The organism is Bradyrhizobium vignae (genome assembly GCF_004114425.1).
Taxonomy (GTDB): Bacteria; Pseudomonadota; Alphaproteobacteria; order Rhizobiales; family Xanthobacteraceae; genus Bradyrhizobium; species Bradyrhizobium vignae.
On the sequence record NZ_RDQF01000006.1, the window covers coordinates 179,539 to 201,308 of the forward strand.

At 62.8% G+C, this 21,770-nt stretch carries 21 protein-coding genes; 12 read left to right on the forward strand and 9 right to left on the reverse strand.

Annotated features, from left to right (window positions below):
• Window positions 1–177 precede the first annotated feature (177 nt).
• The 3 genes from EAV90_RS07635 to EAV90_RS07645 all read left to right on the forward strand — a co-directional run bounded on the left by EAV90_RS07635 (window position 178) and on the right by EAV90_RS07645 (window position 2,275).
• A complete protein-coding gene (locus EAV90_RS07635) occupies window positions 178–1,227 on the forward strand; it encodes a hydroxyacid dehydrogenase (protein ID WP_129143047.1) in 1,050 nt (349 codons plus the stop codon).
• A 181-nt stretch (window positions 1,228–1,408) separates the two neighbouring features.
• Window positions 1,409–1,621 (forward strand): hypothetical protein, encoded by a 213-nt coding sequence (locus EAV90_RS07640; protein WP_122404053.1) that lies wholly within the window; start codon window positions 1,409–1,411, stop codon window positions 1,619–1,621.
• A 201-nt stretch (window positions 1,622–1,822) separates the two neighbouring features.
• Window positions 1,823–2,275, forward strand: coding sequence for a low affinity iron permease family protein (locus tag EAV90_RS07645; RefSeq protein ID WP_245509475.1), 453 nt, complete (start codon window positions 1,823–1,825; stop codon window positions 2,273–2,275).
• A 32-nt stretch (window positions 2,276–2,307) separates the two neighbouring features.
• Here EAV90_RS07645 and EAV90_RS07650 read toward each other — a convergent pair whose 3' ends face one another.
• The 4 genes from EAV90_RS07650 to EAV90_RS07665 form a co-directional block, all read right to left on the reverse strand.
• On the reverse strand, window positions 2,308–4,497 hold the full coding sequence (locus EAV90_RS07650; protein WP_129143048.1) for a xanthine dehydrogenase family protein molybdopterin-binding subunit: 2,190 nt from the start codon (window positions 4,495–4,497) through the stop codon (window positions 2,308–2,310).
• A 7-nt stretch (window positions 4,498–4,504) separates the two neighbouring features.
• Window positions 4,505–5,521 carry an FAD binding domain-containing protein gene (locus EAV90_RS07655; RefSeq protein ID WP_129143049.1) on the reverse strand — a complete coding sequence of 339 codons (1,017 nt, stop codon included), beginning with the start codon at window positions 5,519–5,521 and terminating at the stop codon, window positions 4,505–4,507.
• Window positions 5,518–6,009: a (2Fe-2S)-binding protein gene (locus EAV90_RS07660; protein ID WP_129143050.1), complete on the reverse strand. Its 492-nt coding sequence runs from the start codon at window positions 6,007–6,009 to the stop codon at window positions 5,518–5,520. The genes EAV90_RS07655 and EAV90_RS07660 overlap by 4 nt, the downstream gene beginning before the upstream one ends.
• Window positions 6,010–6,145: 136 nt before the next feature.
• On the reverse strand, window positions 6,146–6,622 hold the full coding sequence (locus tag EAV90_RS07665; protein WP_162500352.1) for an Lrp/AsnC family transcriptional regulator: 477 nt from the start codon (window positions 6,620–6,622) through the stop codon (window positions 6,146–6,148).
• A gap of 143 nt (window positions 6,623–6,765) precedes the next feature.
• Between EAV90_RS07665 and ald the strand changes: the two genes are divergently transcribed.
• The 3 genes from ald (at window position 6,766) to EAV90_RS07680 (ending at window position 9,570) form a co-directional block, all read left to right on the forward strand.
• Window positions 6,766–7,881, forward strand: coding sequence for an alanine dehydrogenase (ald, locus tag EAV90_RS07670; protein WP_129143051.1), 1,116 nt, complete (start codon window positions 6,766–6,768; stop codon window positions 7,879–7,881).
• 281 nt (window positions 7,882–8,162) lie between these two features.
• On the forward strand, window positions 8,163–8,381 hold the full coding sequence (locus EAV90_RS07675; protein ID WP_063195904.1) for a hypothetical protein: 219 nt from the start codon (window positions 8,163–8,165) through the stop codon (window positions 8,379–8,381).
• A gap of 130 nt (window positions 8,382–8,511) precedes the next feature.
• Window positions 8,512–9,570 (forward strand): YeiH family protein, encoded by a 1,059-nt coding sequence (locus tag EAV90_RS07680; RefSeq protein WP_129143052.1) that lies wholly within the window; start codon window positions 8,512–8,514, stop codon window positions 9,568–9,570.
• A 214-nt stretch (window positions 9,571–9,784) separates the two neighbouring features.
• Here the strand turns inward: EAV90_RS07680 and EAV90_RS07685 are convergent, their stop codons facing one another.
• The 4 genes from EAV90_RS07685 to EAV90_RS07700 all read right to left on the reverse strand — a co-directional run bounded on the left by EAV90_RS07685 (window position 9,785) and on the right by EAV90_RS07700 (window position 13,931).
• Window positions 9,785–10,657: an ABC transporter ATP-binding protein gene (locus tag EAV90_RS07685; RefSeq protein ID WP_164936824.1), complete on the reverse strand. Its 873-nt coding sequence runs from the start codon at window positions 10,655–10,657 to the stop codon at window positions 9,785–9,787.
• On the reverse strand, window positions 10,654–11,556 hold the full coding sequence (locus tag EAV90_RS07690; RefSeq protein WP_129143054.1) for an ABC transporter permease: 903 nt from the start codon (window positions 11,554–11,556) through the stop codon (window positions 10,654–10,656). The genes EAV90_RS07685 and EAV90_RS07690 overlap by 4 nt, the downstream gene beginning before the upstream one ends.
• Entirely contained in the window at window positions 11,553–12,974 is a 1,422-nt protein-coding gene (locus tag EAV90_RS07695; protein WP_164936825.1) for an ABC transporter substrate-binding protein, read from the reverse strand. The genes EAV90_RS07690 and EAV90_RS07695 overlap by 4 nt, the downstream gene beginning before the upstream one ends.
• A gap of 183 nt (window positions 12,975–13,157) precedes the next feature.
• Window positions 13,158–13,931, reverse strand: a complete 774-nt coding sequence (locus EAV90_RS07700; protein WP_174221590.1) for a Crp/Fnr family transcriptional regulator — start codon at window positions 13,929–13,931, stop codon at window positions 13,158–13,160.
• Between the two features lie 558 nt (window positions 13,932–14,489).
• On the opposite strand from EAV90_RS07700, the gene EAV90_RS07705 reads away from it, so the two are divergent.
• From EAV90_RS07705 to EAV90_RS07715, 3 genes are read left to right on the forward strand one after another with little or no spacing between them, the layout of a single operon-like run.
• The gene (locus tag EAV90_RS07705; protein ID WP_122404042.1) at window positions 14,490–15,677 is read left to right on the forward strand and encodes a patatin-like phospholipase family protein; all 1,188 of its coding nucleotides are present in this window, start codon (window positions 14,490–14,492) and stop codon (window positions 15,675–15,677) included.
• A gap of 9 nt (window positions 15,678–15,686) precedes the next feature.
• Window positions 15,687–16,253, forward strand: a complete 567-nt coding sequence (locus EAV90_RS07710) for a hypothetical protein (RefSeq protein ID WP_129143056.1) — start codon at window positions 15,687–15,689, stop codon at window positions 16,251–16,253.
• A 47-nt stretch (window positions 16,254–16,300) separates the two neighbouring features.
• Entirely contained in the window at window positions 16,301–18,337 is a 2,037-nt protein-coding gene (locus EAV90_RS07715; RefSeq protein ID WP_129143057.1) for a tetratricopeptide repeat protein, read from the forward strand.
• A gap of 34 nt (window positions 18,338–18,371) precedes the next feature.
• Here EAV90_RS07715 and EAV90_RS07720 read toward each other — a convergent pair whose 3' ends face one another.
• Window positions 18,372–18,677 (reverse strand): gamma-butyrobetaine hydroxylase-like domain-containing protein, encoded by a 306-nt coding sequence (locus EAV90_RS07720; protein WP_122404039.1) that lies wholly within the window; start codon window positions 18,675–18,677, stop codon window positions 18,372–18,374.
• Between the two features lie 209 nt (window positions 18,678–18,886).
• Between EAV90_RS07720 and EAV90_RS07725 the strand changes: the two genes are divergently transcribed.
• The 3 genes from EAV90_RS07725 (at window position 18,887) to EAV90_RS07735 (ending at window position 21,769) form a co-directional block, all read left to right on the forward strand.
• Window positions 18,887–19,660 (forward strand): ferredoxin--NADP reductase, encoded by a 774-nt coding sequence (locus EAV90_RS07725; protein ID WP_129143058.1) that lies wholly within the window; start codon window positions 18,887–18,889, stop codon window positions 19,658–19,660.
• Window positions 19,661–19,760: 100 nt separating this feature from the next.
• Window positions 19,761–21,503: a fumarate reductase/succinate dehydrogenase flavoprotein subunit gene (locus tag EAV90_RS07730; protein ID WP_129143059.1), complete on the forward strand. Its 1,743-nt coding sequence runs from the start codon at window positions 19,761–19,763 to the stop codon at window positions 21,501–21,503.
• Between the two features lie 32 nt (window positions 21,504–21,535).
• Window positions 21,536–21,769, forward strand: coding sequence for a 4Fe-4S dicluster domain-containing protein (locus tag EAV90_RS07735; protein WP_011085981.1), 234 nt, complete (start codon window positions 21,536–21,538; stop codon window positions 21,767–21,769).
• The last annotated feature ends 1 nt before the right edge of the window (window position 21,770 follow it).

Genomic DNA, 21,770 nt, shown 5'->3' on the forward strand with positions numbered 1-21,770 from the left:
GCGGGCAGCGGGATTGTCAACATGTCCGAGCCAGCACCGTGATCTGCGCCAGAAGGCCTGCCGGGGAGGGCGCCGCCATGTCATAAGTGCGGCAACGAAGGAACGGGAGGAAGCACCGGATGGAGCGCGTCGCGCCGACCTGCCAAGCTCCCCCGCGAGCGAGCCGGAAGGGGCCTGATGTCCGTCAACAACAAGCGCGTGTTCTACGTCAAATACCTAGCCAATCCGATCTATATCGACATCCTAAAGGCGCGGCCCGACGTCCGGCTCGATCGGATCGAGAACGAAAGCCCTGAAGATTTCTATGCGCCCATCCTGAGCGCGGCCCATGTCTATCAGATCGGCGCGGCGCGCGATGAGCTGGCGCCGCATTTCCACGTCGATGCCGCCTTCCTGAAGCGGACGCCGAATTTGCTGCTGGTCTCCAGCAATGGCGCGGGCTTCGACCCCGTCGACGTCGAGGCCTGCACGGAGGCGGGCGTCGTCGTCGTCAATCAGTCCGGCGGCAACGCCCATTCGGTCGCCGAGCATGCGCTGGCGATGATGCTGACGCTATCCAAGCGCATCATCCAGTCGGATCGCCGTCTGCGCCGCGAACGCGACGTCAACCGCAACGAGCTCGTCGGCAACGAGGTCGAGGGCAAGACCGTCGGCATCATCGGCCTCGGTAATGTCGGCCGCCGCATCGCCGCGCTATGCAAGGGCCTGCTCGGCATGAAGGTGCTGGCCTATGATCCATATTTGTCGGCCGAAGTGATGGCTGAGCGGGGCGGGGAGAAGGTCGAGCTCGACGAGCTGCTGCGCCGAGCCGATTTCGTCTCGATCTCCTGCCCGCTGAACAAGAGCAGCCGCAACATGATCAGCGTGCGCGAATTTGCGCTGATGCAGCCGCATGCCTATTTCATCACCACGGCGCGTGGCTTCATCCACGACGAGGACGCTTTGCTGAAGGCGCTGCGCGACAAGCGCATCGCGGGAGCCGGCCTCGACGTCTGGTCCAAGGAGCCGCCGCCGCCGGAGCATCCGCTGCTCCAGTTCGATAACGTGCTGGCGAGCCCGCACACGGCCGGCGTCACCATCGAAGCGCGCCAGAACATGGGCCGCATCGCCGCCGAACAGGTGCTGGACGTGCTCGACGGCAAGCGCCCGCCGCGCATCATCAATCCCGAAGTCTGGCCGCGCTATGCGGAACGCTTCAAGCAGGCTTTTGGCGTGACGCCGGCATAGGGAAATGCGAGGAATCGAACCCGGGATCCCGAGATTCCGGGTTCGGCCCTGCGAGCCGCCCCGAAATGACGGCGCGAAGAAAACCGCATCCTGACCTTGATCCGCATCAAAATCTCTTTCCCCAGACCGGCCTAAATGGGATTAGAGTGCCGCCGGGGCTGACGGGGGTGTAGGAGGTCCCATGTCAACTTATGTCGTCAGGTTCATGAAGGACGTGCTCGGCGACTATGGCCGACAGATCGAGGTGTGTCAGGGCACGCTCGAGATCGACGCCTCCGATGAGGACGAAGCCAGAGAGCGGGCCAAAGCGAAGTTTTGCAAGGACCAGGCCTTGCATCACTGGTCCCTGCATGCCGACCGCATCCAGGTGAGACCGGCCGATTTCCCGTCGTGAAGGCCCAGCGGACGGGCACCCAGCGACCGCTGTGCCTTGACGTGTCGGACCAGCAGCCGTGGCGCTGGCGACACCGCATGATAGGCCGGCCAGGTCCGCAGTTCGCCACGCCGAGCATACCCACCCCGATTGCTTCAACCCCAGAGGCGTTTGAAACCTCTGCCGGGGGGACGTGTTCTACTCTCGATGGCGTCCGACACGATGGAGCCGATGGCCTCGCGGCAATTCACCGCCTCCATCACCAGGATCGTCGGCGCATCGGGCGACGGTGCGAATTTGGTGCAGCGACGAAAAGAGCACTGGTTTTCCAGGTTTGCGTCCGAAATTGCAACGCGGAGCGGCCGCCCCTGGCCGTTTGCATTGGCGGTCTGCACCGTGGCAGCGTGGCTCGTTAGCGGACCAATCTTCGGCTTCTCCGACACATGGCAGCTGATCATGAATACGGTCAGCAGCATCGTCACATTCCTGATGGTGTTCCTGATACAGAACACGCAGAACAGGGACAGTGCTGCACTCCAGTTGAAACTCGATGAGCTCATTCGGGCCACCGCGCCGCGGAAAGATCTCGTCGGGATCGAGGAGATGCCGCAGTCGGAACTCGAATCCAAGCGACGCGAGTTGGAGAACGGGACGGACACATCGTCAGATGCGTAAAGCGCCGGCCTGTTGTTTCGTTTAGCCCTGATTCAGTCAATCAGCTTGTCCAGCGTGATTGGGAAGCGCCGGATGCGCTTGCCGGTGGCGTGATAGACGGCGTTCGCAATCGCCGCAGGCACGCCGACGATGCCGATCTCACCGAGACCCTTGACGCCCAGCCTGTTGATCCGTTCGTCGGGCTCATCGACGAAGATGACGTCTATGTCGTGAACGTCGGCATTCACGGGAATGTGGTACTCGGCAATGTTCGCGTTCATGATGCGGCCGAAGCGGTGATCCATCACCGTCTCCTCGTGCAGCGCCATTCCGATGCCCCAGACAACGCCGCCCATGATCTGGCTGCGGCCGGTCTTGGTGTTCAGGATGCGTCCGGCCGCGACCGCGCTCACGACCCGCGTGACGCGGATCACGCCGAGCTCCTCGTCGACCTTCACCTCGGCGAAGACGGCCGAATGCGTGTTGCGGGCGTACGATTTGTCTTCTACGAACTGGTTGAGCTTCTGTTTTTCGATCCGCTCGACCTTGCTGTGGCGCATGACATCCGCAATCGAGACGGCGGCTCCGTTGCTGGCGATCATGCCGTCGACCAACGTGACATTGACGGGGTCAGCGAGCGGCGAGCCCGGCATCGCCTTGGCGAGCCGTGCCAGCTCCTGGCGAATGTCTTCGGCCGCTCCCAGCACCGCGTGCGCGCTGGACGCCGCCATCCAGGAGCCGCCCTCGACAGGGGCTTGCGGCAAGGTCGAATCGGCGAGCCGGACGCTGATGTTGTCGATCGGCAGCCCGAGGGCATCGGCCGCTACCTGTGCCACGATGGTGTACGTACCGGTGCCAATGTCGGATGCGGCGCAGGAGACCTCGGCATGGCCGTTGGCCGTCAGCACGATGCGGGCGGCGACGGGCATCTGCAGCGCCTCCCACACCCCTGTCGCCATGCCCCAGCCGACCAGCTCCTTGCCGTCGCGCATGGAGCGCGGCGCGGGGTTCCGCCGCCCCCAGCCGAAGGCTTCGGCGCCGCGGGCGTAGCATTCGCGCAACCGCTTGCTAGTGTAGGGCAGGTCTTCGCTTTGGTCGCGATCCGAGTAGCACTTCAGCCGCAGCTCGATCGGGTCGAGCTTGAGCGCGACGGCCAATTCGTCCATGGCGCATTCGAGCGCGCAGACGCCCGATGCCGCGCCCGGCGCGCGCATGTCACAGGGGGTGGCGACGTCGAGGTGGACGAGCTTGTGGGAGAGACGGCTGTTGGGGCTCTTGTAGAGCTGCTCCGCCCAGCCGGTATCGTTGCGCGAGAAATCCTCAAAGCGCGAGGTGACGGCAATGGCCTCGTGGCTGACGGCATCGAGCGTGCCGTCGGGCTTTGCGCCGAGCGCAACGTGCTCGATGGTCATCGGACGGTAGCCCAAGCTGTACATCTGCTGCCGTGTCAGGACGACGCGGACAGACCGCTTCAGCGCGAGCGCGCCAAGCGTTGCCAAGACCACCTGGTGCTGCGGCCGCAGGCCTGAGCCGAAGGCGCCTCCGACATAGGGCGAGAGCACGCGGATGTCGTCCGGCTTCTTGCCGAAAACGCTGCAGAGAAACTTCTGGACGTTCTGGACACCCTGCGTCTTGTCATAGACGGTAATGCTGCCGTTGCCGTCCCAGACGGCCGTCGTCGCATACAGCTCCATCGGGTTGTGATGCTCGCTCGGAATGACATAGTCCGCCTCGAGACGGACGGCCGCCCGCGTCAGCGCTGCTGGCGCGTCACCGCGCGGCTTGTGCGGCTGATCCACTTTGGCAGCCTTGCCGCGCTCGGATTCGAGATCGGTCGCAAACGCCTCCTGCTCGTATTCAACGCGGACGAGGGTTGCGGCGAACTTGGCGGTTTCCCAGTCTTCGGCCACGACCAGCGCGATCGGCTGGCCGTTGAACTTGATCCTGTCATCATAGAGCGGCCGGAACGGCGAGCCCTTCTCCGGAGCCACCTCGTCCTTCCAGGCGTCGTCCTTGTCGGCGAGGGGCGGACGATGCGCGTGGGTGAGCACGTCGACCACGCCCTTCACCTTCAGCGCCTCGCTGGTGTCGAGGCGGGCGATGCGCCCGCGCGGAATGGTGGCCGCGACGACGAAACCATGGAGGAGGTGGTCTGCCGCGAATTCGCCGGCATATTTGGCTGCCCCCGTGACTTTGGCCCGGCCGTCGACGCGTGACGTTGGTGTTCCGACATAGGCGTTCATCGAGCCCTCATGCGATCTTCTTGTGAGCTTGCGATTGCGGCGTGGCGCTTGCGGCCTGCATCAGCGTACGCACAACGGCGCGGCGCGCGAGCTCGATCTTGAAGCCGTTCTGCGAACGAGCGGTTGCCCCCTGCAGCAGCAGGTCGGCGGCGCGCCCAAAATGATCCGGCGTTGCCGCCTGGCCGTGCAAAGCCGCTTCGGCCTCGAGGCTTCGCCAGGGCTTGTGGGCCACGCCGCCAAGCGCCAGGCGGGCTTCGCTGATTGCGTTGCCCTCCAGTTCGAGCGCGGCCGCGACCGAGACCAAGGCAAAGGCGTAGGACAGTCGGTCGCGGATCTTCAGATAGCTGTAGTTCCGGGCGAAGCCGCGTGGCGGCAGCTCGATTGCGGTGATGATCTCGCCGCTACCGAGATTCGTATCGAGATGGGGCTTGTCGTCCGGCAGCCGATGGAAATCGGTCAGCGCGATGGTGCGCTGACCGGTGGGGCCTGCGATGTGCACGAGCGCGCCGAGCGCGGCCAGCGCCACGCTCATGTCGGACGGGTTGGTCGCGATGCAGGACTTGCTGGTGCCGAGGATTGCGTGGTTGCGGTTGAGGCCATCGAGAGCCGAGCAGCCAGTGCCGGGGCTTCGTTTGTTGCAAGGCGTCGCCGTGTCATAGAAGTAGGCGCAGCGCGTGCGCTGCATCAGATTGCCGCCGACTGAGGCCATGTTGCGCAGTTGCGCGGAGGCGCCGGCCAGGATGGCGCTGGAGAGCAGGGGATAGCGCTTTTCGATCAGCGGATGGTAGGCGAGATCCGAATTCGGCACCAAGGCGCCGATGCGCAGGCCGCCGTCCGCGGTGTCCTCGACGTCGCGGAGCGGCAGGCGGGAGATATCGATCAGCCGGGAGGGTCGTTCGACATTCTCCTTCATCAGGTCGATCAGGTTGGTGCCGCCGGCAATCAGCTTTGCGCCTGGATCGGCGGCGAGCAGGCGGATGGCGTCGGGCACGTCGCTTGCGCGGGAATATTGGACGTTGTTCATGACCGGCCCATTGCCTGCTCGATCGCAGCCACGATGTTGGGGTAGGCGCCGCAGCGGCAGAGATTTCCGCTCATCAGCTCCCGGATCTCGTCGGCATCCCGCGCACGACCTTCGGCCAACAGGCCCGCGGCAGAGCAAATCTGTCCGGGCGTGCAATAGCCGCATTGAAAGGCATCATGCTCGATAAAGGCCTGTTGCAGGGGATGCAGTGTGCCGTCACTGGCCAAGCCTTCGATCGTCGTGATCGCAGCGCCATCCTTCATCACGGCGAGCGTCAGGCAGGAGTTGACGCGTCTTCCGTCGACCAGGACGGTGCAGGCGCCGCATTGGCCGTGATCGCAGCCCTTCTTGGTGCCGGTCAACTCCAGACGGTCACGTAGGGCATCCAGCAGCGTGGTCCACGGCGCGACCTCGAGTGTGCGCCTTGCGCCATTGACGACAAGGTTGATCGGAATGCGTTCGGGGATCTGATCCGTGATATCGGCCATGTCCTGTTTCCCTGTGGAGAGGCCGAACTGGGCAAGGATGCTGACGCGAGGATGCGTTGCCGCCGCTGGCCAATAGCGCCCAACGGATGACAGGATGCTTAGTTCCCGGCCGGTTCTCGCGATGGTTGGGATGAGATCAGCGCTTTTCGCCGAACACCACGGTCGGCACCGCGCGGTTGACGATCTCGCGCAGCGCGAAGCTCGATTGCACCCGCGCGACGCGGGGCAGGCGGGACAGCTCGGTGCGGTGGATGCGCTCGAAATCCTGGATGTCGCGGGCGAGCACGATCAAGATGTAGTCGTCGGTCCCCGACATCAGGAAGCAGCGCACGACGGACGGACACTTCACCACCTCCGCCTCGAACGCCTTCAGTGCCTCGTCGCTCTGGCTCTCCAGCGCAATGCGAACCAGCACGGTGGTGGTGAGACCAAACTGGGCGAGGTCGAGCGCTGCCTGGTAGGCCTGGATGTAGCCTTCGTCCTCCAGCGCCTTCTGCCGCCGCGCTAGCGCCGTGCTCGACAGGCCGACCTTGTTGGCAAGCTCGGTGTGGCTGGCTCGCGCATTGGTCGTGAGCTCCGCGAGGATGGCAAGGTCTTTCCGGTCGAGGGCCAAAGTTTCGTTTCCAGCGTCAAAAGACGTTTCCGCGCCGGAAACCGGCACGGGCGCCGCCAAGGTAGCGGATATTTGCACGGAACCAAACCGGCCCTCTCGCTACGATCAACAATAGAATCAAAGGATTGGCGAGGGAGATCAAGATGCGCGTTGGAGTCCCGAAGGAGATCAAGGTGCAGGAATATCGCGTCGGGCTCACCCCAGGCGCGGTCCGTGAATATGTCGCTGCCGGACACCAGGTGACGGTCGAGAGCGGCGCCGGCAGCGGCATCGGCGCGTCCGACGAGGTGTACCGGCGGGCAGGGGCCTCCATTGCCGAGACCGCCCGCGAGATCTTTGCCAAATCCGACATGATCGTGAAGGTGAAAGAACCGCAGAAGAGCGAATGGGCTCAGCTCCGCGAAAACCAGATCCTGTTCACCTATCTTCATCTTGCGCCGGATCCGGATCAAGCTAAGGGCCTGCTCGCTTCCGGTTGTACCGCGATTGCATATGAAACCGTCACCGACGCGGCCGGCCACCTCCCGCTGCTCGCGCCGATGAGCGAAGTCGCCGGCCGCCTCGCCATCGAGGCCGCCGGCGCCGCGCTCAGGCGTTCGGCCGGAGGCCGCGGTGTGCTGCTTGGAGGCGTGCCCGGCGTGCAGCCGGCACGCGTCGTCGTGCTCGGCGGGGGCGTGGTCGGTAAGCAGGCTGCGCGCATGGCCGCGGGCCTCGGTACCGAAGTCACCGTGATCGACCGCTCGATTCCGCGCTTGCGCGAACTGGACGATCTCTTTGCCGGACGCATGCGCACCCGTTTCTCAACCATCGAGTCGGTCGAGGAAGAGGTGTTCGCCGCCGACGTGGTGATCGGTGCCGTGCTGGTGCCCGGCGCCAGTGCGCCGAAGCTCGTCACGCGCGCCATGCTGAAATCGATGCGGCCGGGGGCCGTTCTGGTCGACGTCGCGATCGACCAAGGCGGCTGCTTCGAGACCTCGCATCCGACCACGCATACCGATCCGACCTACGAGGTCGATGGTGTCGTACACTATTGCGTCGCCAACATGCCCGGCGCCGTGCCGGTGACCTCGAGCCAGGCCCTGAACAACGCGACGCTGCCGTTCGGCTTGATGCTCGCGAACAAGGGATTTGCCGCGGTGTTGGAGAACCCGCATTTGCGCAGCGGCCTCAACGTGCACCGCGGGCGGATCACCAACAAGGCGGTGGCGGAGAGTCTGGGACTGGACTTTGCGCCGGTGGGGAGTGGGTTGGCGGCGTAAAGACACGGCCTGCGCTCGCTTGCGAAGCGGTGCTGGCGTTGCCGCTCCAGTTCAATCCGCCTTCGTCGACGAGAAGGCGAACGAAGCGATCCGGCGGCGTTATCTGGCCCTATAGCTCCGGGCGCCGGTGTCGTGGTAAGCCAAAAGAAGAAAACTATTGTTCCGAGGTAATCCGGCGGAAGGAGATTTCCTCCTCGAGGGCAAAAACGCCAATCGCTTCCATTGCTGTTTGGGCCCGAAACGACGACATTCCCGTCAGATTTGACGGATTGGCTACGGTCATGGAACGCACTGGATTTGAGCCCTTCGGCGAGCAGCTGGTGTCCGCAACGGACGCCCAGCCGAAGTCGCGCGCCTCAAAGCTTCTGCTGCGAGCCGGCACCACGCTGTTCTGGTCGCTGGTCGCGGGCATCGTGCTGGCGCGTGCGGCCTTCTTCGAGCCGGGCATCTATGACGGCTTCAGCCGGGTCGCCTCGCTCGCCAAGAACCTGATCTTCTAAGTCTCGCCTGATCTTCCGAGCCTGATTATTCCGGGCCGAGGACAGAACTTCCCTCGGCCCTGATATGTCGAAAACTTATTTCCCAATCGGGTGGCGCTGCGTATAAATCCTTCTCCTCCGGGAGAGATTTGTGTCGCAGAATCAAGCATCCAGCCCGGCCGATACCAAGCCGGCCACCGCCGTCAGCCGCATTGCGGCGCTGATTCCGGGCATCCTCCTCTGCATTCTCGTCGCCGGCGTCTCGGCCCTGCTGGAGCAGGCGGAACTGGGTGTGTTCGAGCATCCCTATGTCGAGGCGCTCGTGATGGCGATCCTGCTCGGCATGGCGCTGCGCAGCTTCTGGAAGCCTGGCCCACGCTGGCAGGCTGGCATCGCCTTCAGCGCCAAGCAGCTCCTTGAAGTCGCGGTCATGCTGCTTGGCGCCTCCATCAGCTTTGCCGCCATCGCTGCGTCGGGCATCGCCCTGCTGGCTTCGATCGCGGCCGTCGTCGTGGTCGCGCTCTGTGTCTCCTTCGGCCTCAGCCGGCTGCTCGGCCTCTCGACGCGTCTCTCGATCCTGATCGCTTGTGGCAACTCGATCTGCGGCAATTCCGCGATTGCGGCCGTGGCGCCGATCATCGGCGCCAACAGTGACGAGATCGCGTCCTCGATCTCCTTCACCGCGATCCTCGGTGTGATGATGGTGCTGGGCCTGCCGCTGCTGATCCCGCTGCTGCAGCTGTCCGCCACGCAATATGGGATCCTTGCGGGTCTCACCGTCTACGCCGTGCCACAGGTGCTTGCAGCGACGGTGCCGGCCGGCCTCGTCTCGACCCAGATCGGCACGCTGGTCAAGCTGATGCGCGTCCTGATGCTCGGCCCGGTCGTCGTCGGCCTCTCGCTGGTCGCCTCGCGCTGGCAGGCCGATGCCAAGAAGACCAATCTCGGCTTCTTTCGCCTAGTGCCGTGGTTCATCCTCGGCTTCCTCGCGCTCGCGACCTTGCGCTCGCTCGAGATCGTGCCGGCCACTGTGGTCGGACCGGTGACGAAGATCACGGGCTTTCTCACGGTGGTGTCGATGGCAGCGCTCGGACTCGGCGTCGACGTGCGCGTGCTCGCCAATGTCGGCGGCCGAGTGACGGCAGCCGTGACGCTCTCGCTGCTGCTGCTGCTCGGGATCAGCATCGCATTGGTGCACTGGTTCAAGTGAGACGATCCGGCCGCAAGCGCGCTGCACCCTCTCCCTTTGCGGGTCGTTGCGGGAGAGGATGGCTCGCCGCGTTAGCGGCGAGACGGGTGAGGGGTTCACTCCGCGAGCGCTTCTTTCACCGTGTCATTCGCGGATAGCCCCCCATCCGGCGCTTTGCGCCACCTTCTCCCACAAGGGGACAAGGGAAGAACAGCGCAAGCGTCGAGGGCGATCGCTAAATCACGTCCGCCAGCGAGTGCCCGTGCAGCTCGATGTTGAGTCCCTGCATGCCCATGTCGTTGATCTCGCCGCCCATCGCTTTGAGGCTTTCCTCGCGGATCAGCGACATCAGCCCGCGGCGCAGCGCCAAAAATTCCGACGACATCATCATGGATTGCTGCCGCGGCCGCTCCAGCGGGATCGGAATCTCCGCCTTGATCGAGCCGGGCCGCGCGGTCATGCAGTAAACGCGGTCGGACAGGAAGATGGCTTCATCGATGTCGTGGGTGACGAACAGCACTGAGATCTTCAGCCGCTGCCACATGTTGGTGAGGATCTGCTGCATGATGACGCGCGTCTGCGCGTCGAGCGCGCCGAACGGCTCGTCCAGCAGCAGCACCTTCGGTCCGGTCGCGAGCGCTCTTACGATGCCGACGCGCTGTTTCATGCCGCCGGAGAGCCTTTCCGGATAGTGCTTCTCGAACGCCTCCAGCCCCGCCAGCCCGAGCAGGGTGCGCGCGGCGCGCTCGCGCTGGGAGCGCGGCATGCCGCGCATCTTCAGGCCGAACTCGACATTCTCCCGCACCGTCTTCCAGGGAAACAGCGAATATTGCTGGAACACCATACCGCGCTCGGCGCTCGGGCCGTTCACGCGCTCGCCGTCGACGGTGACGGTGCCCGTCGTGGGTTTAAGGAAGCCGGCGACGGCGTTGAGCAGCGTCGATTTTCCGCAACCGGAGGGGCCGACGATCGAGACGAACTCGCCGGGTTTCACATGGATTTGCGTATCGGTGACGGCCTGAACCGATCCCTCGATGGTCTCGTAGTCGAGGGAGAAGTTCTTGACTTCGATATGGCCCTTCGACGTGTTCGCAGGCATCTCGCTCATGTCGACCTCCACGGCATCACCAATTGTCCGGCGCCGCGGATCAACAGGCTAGAACCGAGGCCGAGCACGCCGATCGCGATCATGCCGAGCGCGATGTCGGCATACTGGACCAGCGAATAGGCCTCCCAGGTGAAATAGCCGATGCCGTACTGGCCCGAGATCATTTCGGCAGCGATCAGCGACACCCAGGCGACGCCCATGCCGACAGTGAGGCCGGTGAAGATGTGCGGCAGCGACGCCGGGAAATATACCTCGCGGAAGATCGAGCGCTCGCGCGCGCCGAGACATTGCGCCGCGCGGACCAGCACCGGATCGACCAGCGACATGCCGTGCAGCGTGTTGACCAGGATCGGGAAGAACGAGCCGAGGAAGGTGATGAAGACGATGCTTTGCTCGTTGGTCGGCCACAGCATGATCGCCATCGGCACCCAGGCGATCGCCGGGATCGGCCGCAGCACCTCGGCGACCGGGAAGATCACCTCGTGCACCAGCTTGAACCGGCCCATGATCAGGCCGAGCGGCACCCCGATGATCGCCGCCAGCGAGAAACCGATGAAGATGCGCCGGCAGCTCAAGAGGATGTGCATCAGGAATTTTGGATCGTGCATCGCCTTGGTGAAGCTCGCATAGACCGCGAGCGGCGAAGGCACGTTGGTGAAACGCACGAAGAACACGACGCGGTAGGTCGTGAGCAGGTGCCAGACCAGCAGGAAGGCGAGCAGCGAAATCAGGCCGATCGCGGTCGCGCGCAGCCGGCTCTGGTTCAGCCGGTACCAGCGCAACGCGAGCGTGCCGAAGGAGGGCGGTGTTGCGGGCGGCGTGACGGCACGCACGGAGCCCGCCTCTGCAATGGCTGGCATGCTGTCCTCGGAATGTCTGAGGATGGCGGGATTGCTCACGTCTTGCCTCCGCTGACCGCCGCCTTCACCGCTTCGTCGAAGCCGAGCACCTTGCCGCCGATTTTGACCGCATAGGCTTCGGCGTCCTTCTTCAGCAGGAACGGAGTGACGTCGCCATTGCCGACCGCGAAGAAGGCCTGGTCGGCGAACAGCTTGATGCCGCGCGTGGTGTCGAAGACGTAGGCGACGTTGATCTTCTTGCCCTTGGCCTTGTAGTCGGCATAGGCACCCAGCGTGCAGGCGGCGGACGAGAACGGCAGGATGCCGGCGTCGTCCACCCAGACCTCGCCGGCCTTGCGCGGATCGGCGATCGGTTTCTTGCAGAAGGAATCTTCGCCGGAGATCTCGTAGTTCTTCGTGCTTGCAAGCTGCGCGTCGTAGTCGAGATTCATCTCGGCATAGGCCTTGCGGATGTAGCTGTCGTCGACCCACTTCTTCGGATCGAACTCCTTCATGCGGCCGAGGTTTTGCAGCACCTTCACATCGGCGGTGGCGGCATCGATCAGAGCCGGCTTGATCGTGGGATCGGTGGTCATGTTGCCGCTGGGGCCGAGGAAGATGTAGACCACTTCCTTGCTGATGCCGGTCCATTCCTGGATTTTTTCCGCAGCCAGCTTGGGGTCGTCGCGCAGCCACTGGTCGGCGGCGATCAGCGCCTTGAAATAGGCAACGACGACCTCCGGATATTTTTCGGCGAAATCGGTGCGGACGACGATGCCGTGGAAGGTCGGCAAGTTCGTCTCGACGCCGTCGAAGATCTTTCGCGCAAAGCCGCGGAACGGCAGCAACTCGGCAAAGGGGACGAAGTCGGCGTGGGCGTCGATCTTCTTTTCCTGGAGATTGGTCGAGCCGACCTCCGGGCTCTGGCTCACGAGCTGGAAGAAGTCGGATGCATAGCCGCGGTCCTGCATCGCCTTCAGCACCATGCCATGCGCGGCAGAGCCGAAGGGCACGCTGACCAGCTTGCCCTTGAGGTCGGCAAGGTCGTAGTAGGGCGAGTCCTTGTGGACGACGAGGCCGTTGCCGGAGCCCTCGAGGCTGTAGGCCGCGACGCCGACGAGGCGGCTCTTGCTCTCCGGATTGTTCTCGAAGGTGAAGCCGTTCACGATCAGCGGATAGTCGCCCATCATGCCGATCTGCAGCTTGTTCGCCATCATCGCGTTGGTGACCGGCGGCCCGGAGGTGAAGTTCTGCCACTCCAGCTCGAACTTGATGTTGGCGTATTTGCCGTCCCTCGGCAGATATTTTTCGAGCAGATGCAACTGGCGGATGACGACGCCCGCGGTCACCGTGTTGGTCGTGGTGTCCTGCGTTCCAATGCCGAGCGTGACGGTCTCCGCCGATGCCGGCTGCGTGACGAGTAGCGCCAGCGACGTCACCAGCATCGCGATCGAGAGCGTGGGAAGATGGCGGACCATTCTCATCCTCATTCGGTTGGATGTGCTGTGGTTGCCATGATTGGGTGAGGGCGCAGGCAGAGCAAATCCGGAGTGACCGCGGTAGTCGATTAGTTGCCGGGAAAAGCCGATTGCATACTCCTTGGGCAATCCTGCACTATAAAGCCGCTTGCCTGTGCACCGACCATCGTCGTCGCTGCCGCCTCAATCCGACGCCTGGCCGCGCATTTCCTCGAGAACGTCGGTCCGGCACACCACGATCTGCGACCGCTTGGTCAGGACGATTCCCTTCTCCTGCATCCGCTTCAGGCTGATCGTGACCCATTGCCTGGTGGCGCCGACCATGTGGGCGATGTCGGCATGGGTGAAGGCCGCCGCGATCACGGTGCCGTCGGCATCCTCGACGCCGTAGAGCTCGACGAGATGCAGCAAGAGATGCGCAAGGCGCTGCGTGATGGAGCGCGTTCCCAGCATCTGCGCCAGCGCCGAATAGCATTTGCCCTTGAAGGTGAGGCCTTCGATCAGGCCGATCGCGAGATTGGGGATCTCTGCGGCAAGGATGCGCAGTTCCTTTCCGGGCAGGTGCACGACGCTGCAATTGCTGGACGCAACGCCGGACCATTGGTGCACGGTGCCCTCGAACACTTCGGGACCGCCGACGAAATTGCCGACATGCCAGTAGGCCAATGTGATCTCGCGCCCGAGCGGCGAGGTGTAGAACACGCGGATGCGGCCGCTCTCGATCAGCCAGATGCCGTCATGCTTGCCGCCCTGGCTGAACAGTGTCTGGCCGCGGTTGAGCACTTTTCGCCGGCCCTGCTTCAGCACCAACTCCCGCTCGCGCGGCGAGAGCTTGTCCATCAACGGTGGTGGACCGCCGATCCATTGCTGGTTCTCGGTGAGCAGCAGCGAGGAGCTGCCGGCAGACCGCATCGCGACTGGAACAGCTCCGCGAACCGCATTCGCCGCCTGCAACATCACCTTCCTCCGGAACGTTCAAATCGTTCTAAAGAGGAGCAATGTCCGTGCCAGATGGGGGCATACCGTGAGGGTGGCGGGAAGGGCCGCCGAACGCCCGCCGAACTCGCGATCGTGACAGCGCGCCGCACATCTAGAGCTTGCGTTCACGGTGGATACACGTCAGCATGTCGGGTGTCGAACGCGATCCGTATTTCATTCGTTGGCCGGTCGTTTCTGATGAGGTTTTTTTGCTCTGAACCGAACGATTGGGAATGGCGCCGGGTCGGGCGCACATTTTGATTGAAGCAGCCCTTCCTCGCGCGACGAGGATAGTCGTCAGATTGATACCGCCGCGGAGATGGACATGGCGGAACTTTCGATTTCAAGATCATCGTTACGAAGATCGCGCGTCGGCACGATCATTGAGAGGTCGTCTGCAGTTTCTCGGCTCCAAGCCACCGGACGAGCTGATGCTGGCGATTTTGGACGAATACGACGAATACCAAGAGCACGTTGAAAAGCTGCGGCCGAAGCAGAATTGAAGTTCAGTTTATTGCGAGGAAACGGAGGGAATTTATGGCCAATTTAGTCGAAACTAAATTGACGTCTGCCGGACCAAAACGAATCCTTGCCTGCGACGGCGGCGGCATTCTCGGGCTGATGAGCGTGGAGATTCTCGCCAAGCTCGAAAGAGACCTGCGATCAGCGTCCGGCAACGACAAGCTCGTCCTCGCCGACTATTTCGATTTCGTCTGCGGCACGAGCACCGGTGCAATCATCGCGACCTGCATCTCACTCGGTATGTCCACGGATAAGATCCGCCAGTTCTACGTGGGCAGCGGTGAGCTGATGTTCGAGAAGTCCAGCATTCTCAAGCGTGCGCAGTACGCTTACAACGACGAACCGTTGGCAAAGATGCTTCGCGAGACGATCAATAAAGAGCTTGGATACGGGGCCACTGACCAGCCTGCGGAGCTCGGCGACGCGAATCTGAAGACCCTCCTCATGGTCGTGATGCGCAATCACACGACAGATTCGCCCTGGCCGGTCAGTAACAATCCGCGCGCCCACTACAACGACCGCAGCCGTCCCGACTGCAACCTCGGTTTACCGTTGTGGCAGCTCGTCCGTGCCAGCACAGCTGCGCCGACCTTCTTTCCCCCTGAGGTGGTGGTATTCGCGCAGGGGACAGCCAAGGAATACAGCTTCATCTTCGTCGACGGCGGCGTGACCACCTACAATAACCCGGCGTTTCTGGCCTTTCAGATGGCGACCGCACGAGCTTACCAGATGAACTGGGCCACCGGGCGCGACCAGCTCCTGATCGTGTCCGTCGGTACCGGCAATGCGCCACGCGAGCGGCCTGACTTGAAGGCAGGTGATCTTTGGCTGCTCGACCACGCCCGCAACATTCCGTCCGCGCTGATGAATGCGGCCAGTGCCGGCTGGGACATGGCCTGTCGGACGGTCGGCGATTGCCGATATGGCGCGCCGATAGACCGCGAGTTCGGTCACGCGATGCATATCGACCCCAAAGATCCACTGCCTTCGACCATTCCATCCCAGTTCACCTATGTCAGGTATGATCCGGACGTCACCGCGACGGGGTTGGCGGATCTGGGTCTCGCCAAGATTTCGCCCGCCGATGTGCAGGTGATGGACTCGGTCAAGCACATCAATCAGATCGGCGACGTGGGAGCGGCTTACGCCGAAAAATACGTCCTTCCCTCTACGCATTTCCCGAATTTCCCACCTCCCCGTTAAGGAGCAGTGATGCCGCAGGACCAACAGCAGAAGGCCGTTATCGCCCTGGCGGGCCGCCGCATCGACGCACCGGACGCGGAAGCGAAGCGCTTTCCGCTGGGCGCCGTGCCGTTGGTCCGCCAGCGGCTTGCCGATGTCTTTAGGCAGGAGCAGGCTGAGGCTTTGGTCTGCTCGGCCGCATGCGGGGCCGATCTCATTGCGCTCGAGGAGGCCGGACGCATGGGTATTCGGCGCCGGATCGTGCTGCCATTCGCGCCAGCCCGGTTCCGCGAGACGTCGGTAACCGATCGCCCGGGCGACTGGGGCGGACTATTCGATCGTGTGATGGGCGAGGTGGGGCAGGCGGGCGACGTCGTCGTGCTCGATGCCGGAGACGGTGACGCGGCCTACGCCGCGGCCAATGATGCGATCGTGAGGGAAGCGCTCGCGCTGTGCCGTGCCGAGACGCCGCCATGCCGGCCCGTTGCGGTCATCGTCAACGAAGGCAGCTCCCGCGGCGCGGGCGATGCCACCGAGCAGTTTCGCGTCCTCGGACTGGCGGCGGGATTTGTGGAGCGGCCGGTCAGGACGAACTGAGATTTACATCATCCGGCCTGGACCAAGGCCGGCACGGGGGGGGGAGCATGACACGCGTCTTCGTGATCCGGCCATTTGGAATCAAGCCGGATTCTGCGGGAAAGCTCATCGATTTCAATCGGGTCCACGACGGGCTGATCACACCCGCGCTGGGAACCTTCGGTATCGCCGGGGGCACCACCGGCGATATTGTCGAGCCGGGCAATATCAGGGAAGACATGTTTAAGCTCCTCGTCGAGGCGGACCTCGTCATTGCCGATCTCACGATCCATAACGCTAACGTCTTCTACGAATTGGGAATCCGGCATGCTTTACGAAAGAAGCGTTCGATTCTGATCAAGGGTAAGCCGGTCGCGGATGGCCCTGTCTTCGATCTCCTGACCGATCGCTACCTTGCCTATACCGTTGACAAGCCGGAGGAGTCGGTCGTCGAGCTCACAGAGGTCATTCGTCAGGCCTTGGCAAGCGAGCGCGACACGGACAGTCCCATCTTCAAGATGTTGCCGACCTTACCCGAAGTCGAGCCGGCCGCCGTCTCGCAGGTCATTCCCAACGAGTTGATCGAAGAAATCGACCGGGCGAGAGCCGCACACTCGATGGGTTGGTTGCGTCTGCTTGCGAAGGAAGTGGAGGGCCTCCGCTTCGAGTGGCCGGCACTTCGCATGATCGGCCAGGCGCAATGGGATCTCGAAGACTATGACGGAGCGCTGACGACCTTCGTCAAGGTCGTTGAAGTCTATCCAAACGATGTCGCTGCCAACCTCGCATTGGCCAATATCTACGAGCGACGATATCGAAAAGAACGCGCGCAAGGCCGAAATCAACCCCAGCTCTTTGCTGCATCCGATGCTGCAATCGCTCGCGTGCTGTCGCTCGGTCAGGGCGTTACGGCCGCGCAGCGCGCCGAAGCGCTCGCCTTGAAGGGGCGAAATAAGAAGACGTCGTGGCGATTGAGTTTCGAAAAGCTGCCGGATCAGGCCGAGAGACGAAGGATCGCCACCAGCGCGACGCTCAGAGAGGCATATGAAGCATATCGTGACGCCTACCTGACGGACTTGAATCATTTTTGGTCAGGCCTCGCCGCCTTTCAGCTCGGCCAAATTGCGTTGGACCTTTCCAAAGATGCGGAAGAATGGGAAGCGTCGTTTCCGAGCAATGGTGGGGCTTCATACTACCGCGAGAAGCTCCGTCAGTCAGTCGATCAGCTCAGCGCGCTCTTGCCGCTGGTCATCGATGCCGCCTTGGAGCGTTTGCCGGAAGGTCACAAGGATCGCGTTTGGGCCAAAATGGGCCCGGCCGATCTGGCTTTTTTGGTGGAGCCGAACGCCTCTCGCGTCGCTCGACTTTATCGCGATAGCGTTTCGGAATCCCACCTCTTTGCCTGGGACGCTGCCAAGGGGCAGATGAAACTGTTTGACAGCCTTGGCTTCCGCCCGAACTTGGCCGACGCGGTGATCGCGGCTGTCGAGGCGCATCTGTGCCGGCCCGCTGCGAAGGAAGACTATGAGATGGTCATTTTCTCCGGGCACTTGATCGATGAGCCGGGCCGTCCCGAGCCTCGCTTCCCTCCCGACAGGATCGATAAGGCCCGACAGCTCATCAAGGACCGGCTTCTGAGCCTTCAAAAGGAGGGAAGGAAGCTTCGCGTATTGGCATCGGCTGCGCCGGGCAGCGACATCATCTGTCACGAGGTTTGCGGAGAGATCAATGTCGACAGCACGCTGTGCCTTCCGATGCCCCGGAACGTCTATGCCAGCCAGGTTTTCACCGATGGATTTGATGCGTGGCGAACCCGGTATTTCAATCTGCTCGAGAAGCGGCCAGTGCTCGAACTGAGCGACCGTGCAGGGTTGCCGAATTGGCTGAGCACCAAGGCGGGAGTCGATGCCTGGGAGCGCGGCAACGAATGGGTGCTGAGAATGGCGTTGTCCAGCTCGGCGAAGAAAATCATGCTGCTTGCCCTGTGGAACCAGCATGAGGAACCAGGACGTGCCGGTGGGACCGGGCACAGCGTACGGATCGCACGCGGTTCTGGCAGTGTCGATGTTCACATCATCGACGCCCGGGAGCTGCTCGCGAACTGAGCCGACCGTCAATTTGAGGAGCGAGCAGCCGGCTTCACTGCCCCGCCAAGCTCAGCAAATACGGCTTCGGGTAAATCCCCCGGTTATGTCCGTCCGAGAATGAGATGTTCAGTCCGTAGCCGAGATCGCCAATCTCGGTGATCGCAATCCCCGGAAATGCTTCCGGGAAGCGGCCGTCGAAGCGGGCGCGGGTGCAGTGGGCGCATTTGCAGGAGAGGCGGAGTGTTTCGGCAGTGACGCTCAACGCATCGTTCTGCGTGGTGCGGACGAGGAGCGCCGCCAGATCGGCGCTGGCTTCATAGTCGGCTACGGTCGGTGCCAGCAATGCGGTCATGGTCATGATAAATCTCCGGCTTCTCTCTACGTCGCCGCAGGCGCCCACGAATAGCAACTAATTGCCGGTGCGGACACGTGGCGATGGCCTTCGCTGCCTCGTCTTCGGTCATCGCTCGCGAAATGTGCAACTAATCGACTGGGAATTTCACTTCCGAATTGCCGGGCTCTCCTCTCTCGGAAACCTTGAACGTCACCGATGGCGAAGGAGAGATCATGAGCGCATTTCAGAGGGAAAGGGTTTTGTCGGTCAGGCACTGGACCGATTCTCTGTTCAGCTTCACCGCAACGCGAGATCCCGGCTTCCGCTTCCAGAACGGCCAGTTCGCGATGATCGGGCTCGAAGTCGAAGGCAAGCCGCTGATGCGGGCCTACAGCATGGCCAGTGCCAATCACGAGGAGGCGCTCGAATTCTTCTCGATCAAGGTCCAGGACGGTCCGCTAACCTCGCGCCTGCAGAAGATCAGAGAAGGCGACATCATCCTGGTCGGCCGCAAGGCGACGGGCACGTTGATCACCGGCAATCTCATGCCAGGCAAGCGCCTGTTACTGCTCTCGACCGGCACGGGACTCGCGCCCTTCGCCAGCTTGATCAAGGACCCCGACGTCTACGAGAATTACGAGACGATCGTGCTCGCCCATGGCTGCCGCCAGATCTCGGAACTCGCCTATGGCGAGCACCTCGTCGCGGGCCTGCGCAGCCACGAATTCTTCGGCCCCGTGATCCGCGACAAGCTGGTCTACTACCCGACCGTCACCCGCGAGCCGTTCCGGAACCGCGGCCGCATCACCGACCTGATCGCCTCAAACCAACTGTTCGACGACATCGGGCGGCCAGGCCTCGACATCGAGACCGACCGCATCATGCTGTGCGGCAGCCCCGCGATGCTGGAGGAGCTGCACGCGATGTTCGCCGCACGCGGCTTCGTCGAGGGCAATCACAGCCAGCCCGGCCATTTCGTCATCGAAAAGGCCTTCGTCGAGCGCTGAGCCGCAAATCGCATCCCGGCGACAACTAATTGCTATCGCCGGGACGTCCCCTGAACAAATCTGACGCAAAGGCGCCGGATCGGCGAACCAGGAGCAAGTGATGGCACTAGATCAGATTGTCGACGGACTTTCGGAGGTTTCCTGCGATGTGCTGGTGATCGGCGGCGGCACGGCCGGCCCGATGGCGGCGCTGAAGGCGAAGCTGAAGAACCCGAAAGCCAATGTCGTCCTGCTCGAAAAGGCCAACGTCAAACGCTCCGGCGCGATCTCGATGGGCATGGATGGACTGAACAATGCCGTTATCCCCGGCTACGCGACGCCGGAGCAGTACACCAAGGAAATCACCATCGCCAACGACGGCATCGTCGACCAGAAGGCGGTCTATAAATACGCGCAGAACTGTTACAAAATCATCGAAGAGCTCGACAGCTTCGGCATCCGCTTCCTCAAGAACGAGAACGGCGACTACGCGGTCAAGAAGGTGCACCATATCGGCACCTACGTCCTGCCGATGCCGAACGGCGAGACCGTGAAGAAGGCGCTGTACCGCCAGCTTCGCCGCGCTCGCATCTTGATCTCCAACCGATACATGGCAACGCGGCTGCTGAAGTCGTCTGATGGCCGCATCGCCGGTGCGATCAGCGTCAATACGCGCACGGCGGAGATGCTGGTGATCAAGGCCAAGGCCGTGATCCTTTGCATGGGCGCGGCCGGCCGGCTCGGTTTGCCGACCTCCGGCTACATGTTCGGCACTTACGAGAACGCCGCCAATTCCGGCGACGGCTACGCCATGGCCTATCACGCCGGCGCGGCGCTCGCGAACCTCGAATGCTTCCAGATCAATCCGCTGATCAAGGACTATAACGGCCCGGCCTGCGCCTATGTCGCGGGTCCCTTCGGCGCATATACGGCGAACAACGAAGGCGCGCGCTTCATCGAATGCGACTACTGGTCCGGTCAGATGATGCTGGAGTTCTACAACGAGCTCTTATCCGGCAAGGGCCCGGTGTTCCTCCAGCTCAAGCATCTGCACCCCGACACCATCTCCGAGATCGAGTCCACGCTGCACAAGGTCGAGCGTCCGACGCGCGGCCTGTTCCAGCAGGGGCGCGGCGTCGACTATCGCAGCGAGTCGATCGAGATGCACATCTCCGAGATCGGCTTCTGCTCCGGCCACAGCGCCTCCGGCGTGTTCGTCGACGACAATGCGCGCACCACCATTCCCGGTCTTTACGCAGCCGGCGACATGGCGAGCGTGCCGCACAATTACATGCTGGGCGCCTTCACCAACGGTTCGGTCGCCGGCATCGACGCGATGGAGTTCGCCGACGGACATGATTTTGCGGAGTTCGATGCAGCCGATGTCGCGGTCGAGCGCGACCGCGTGATGGCGCCGACCAAGCGCGAGGACGGCATTCCGCCGAACCAGATCGAGTACAAGACGCGCCGCCTGGTCAACGATTATCTCCAGCCGCCGAAGGTCACGCGCAAATACGAGCTCGGCATGCGCCGTCTGGCCGAGGCGCGCGAGGACATGCAGGAGCGCATGATCGCACGCAACGCGCACGAGCTGCTCCGCGCCCTCGAAGTGCAGTCGATCATGGACTGCGCCGACATGGCCGCGCACGCCTCGCTCTATCGCGAGGAGAGCCGCTGGGGTCTCTATCACTGGCGCACGGATTTCCCGGAAAAGGACAACGAGAATTGGTTCTGTCATGCGCTGCTGAGCAAGCGCGACGGCAAGATGACCAGCGAGAAGCGCGCAGTCGAACCGTACGTCGTGCCGATCTCCGACGACGAGAAGGACCTCTACGACAAGCAGCGCATCCGCGCCTCGGCCTGATCCACCAGAAATGCAGCAACAGGAGACATCAAATGCCTCTCGCGTCCTATCAGACATCGGTTCCGGTGGTCGTCGACGACGCCAAATGCATCGCGGACAAGGGCTGCACGGTGTGCGTCGATGTCTGCCCGCTCGACGTGCTGCGCATCAGCGAGATGACGAACAAGGCTTACATGGCCTATGACGAGTGTTGGTACTGTATGCCCTGCGAGGCCGATTGCCCGACCGGCGCCGTCACCGTCAACATTCCGTATCTGTTGAGGTGAT

Excerpts from the sequence above, each read along its gene's own strand:
- EAV90_RS07715 (WP_129143057.1), top strand. The coding sequence starts at position 16,301 with ATGACACGCGTCTTCGTGATCCGGCCATTTGGAATCAAGCCGGATTCT.
- EAV90_RS07695 (WP_164936825.1), bottom strand. The coding sequence starts at position 12,974 with ATGGTCCGCCATCTTCCCACGCTCTCGATCGCGATGCTGGTGACGTCG.
- EAV90_RS07655 (WP_129143049.1), bottom strand. The coding sequence starts at position 5,521 with ATGAACAACGTCCAATATTCCCGCGCAAGCGACGTGCCCGACGCCATC.
- EAV90_RS07650 (WP_129143048.1), bottom strand. The coding sequence starts at position 4,497 with ATGAACGCCTATGTCGGAACACCAACGTCACGCGTCGACGGCCGGGCC.
- EAV90_RS07645 (WP_245509475.1), top strand. The coding sequence starts at position 1,823 with ATGGAGCCGATGGCCTCGCGGCAATTCACCGCCTCCATCACCAGGATC.
- EAV90_RS07725 (WP_129143058.1), top strand. The coding sequence starts at position 18,887 with ATGAGCGCATTTCAGAGGGAAAGGGTTTTGTCGGTCAGGCACTGGACC.
- ald (WP_129143051.1), top strand. The coding sequence starts at position 6,766 with ATGCGCGTTGGAGTCCCGAAGGAGATCAAGGTGCAGGAATATCGCGTC.
- EAV90_RS07720 (WP_122404039.1), bottom strand. The coding sequence starts at position 18,677 with ATGACCATGACCGCATTGCTGGCACCGACCGTAGCCGACTATGAAGCC.
- EAV90_RS07635 (WP_129143047.1), top strand. The coding sequence starts at position 178 with ATGTCCGTCAACAACAAGCGCGTGTTCTACGTCAAATACCTAGCCAAT.
- EAV90_RS07710 (WP_129143056.1), top strand. The coding sequence starts at position 15,687 with ATGCCGCAGGACCAACAGCAGAAGGCCGTTATCGCCCTGGCGGGCCGC.
- EAV90_RS07660 (WP_129143050.1), bottom strand. The coding sequence starts at position 6,009 with ATGGCCGATATCACGGATCAGATCCCCGAACGCATTCCGATCAACCTT.
- EAV90_RS07640 (WP_122404053.1), top strand. The coding sequence starts at position 1,409 with ATGTCAACTTATGTCGTCAGGTTCATGAAGGACGTGCTCGGCGACTAT.
- EAV90_RS07735 (WP_011085981.1), top strand. The coding sequence starts at position 21,536 with ATGCCTCTCGCGTCCTATCAGACATCGGTTCCGGTGGTCGTCGACGAC.
- EAV90_RS07730 (WP_129143059.1), top strand. The coding sequence starts at position 19,761 with ATGGCACTAGATCAGATTGTCGACGGACTTTCGGAGGTTTCCTGCGAT.
- EAV90_RS07700 (WP_174221590.1), bottom strand. The coding sequence starts at position 13,931 with ATGTTGCAGGCGGCGAATGCGGTTCGCGGAGCTGTTCCAGTCGCGATG.
- EAV90_RS07675 (WP_063195904.1), top strand. The coding sequence starts at position 8,163 with ATGGAACGCACTGGATTTGAGCCCTTCGGCGAGCAGCTGGTGTCCGCA.
- EAV90_RS07685 (WP_164936824.1), bottom strand. The coding sequence starts at position 10,657 with ATGAGCGAGATGCCTGCGAACACGTCGAAGGGCCATATCGAAGTCAAG.
- EAV90_RS07705 (WP_122404042.1), top strand. The coding sequence starts at position 14,490 with ATGGCCAATTTAGTCGAAACTAAATTGACGTCTGCCGGACCAAAACGA.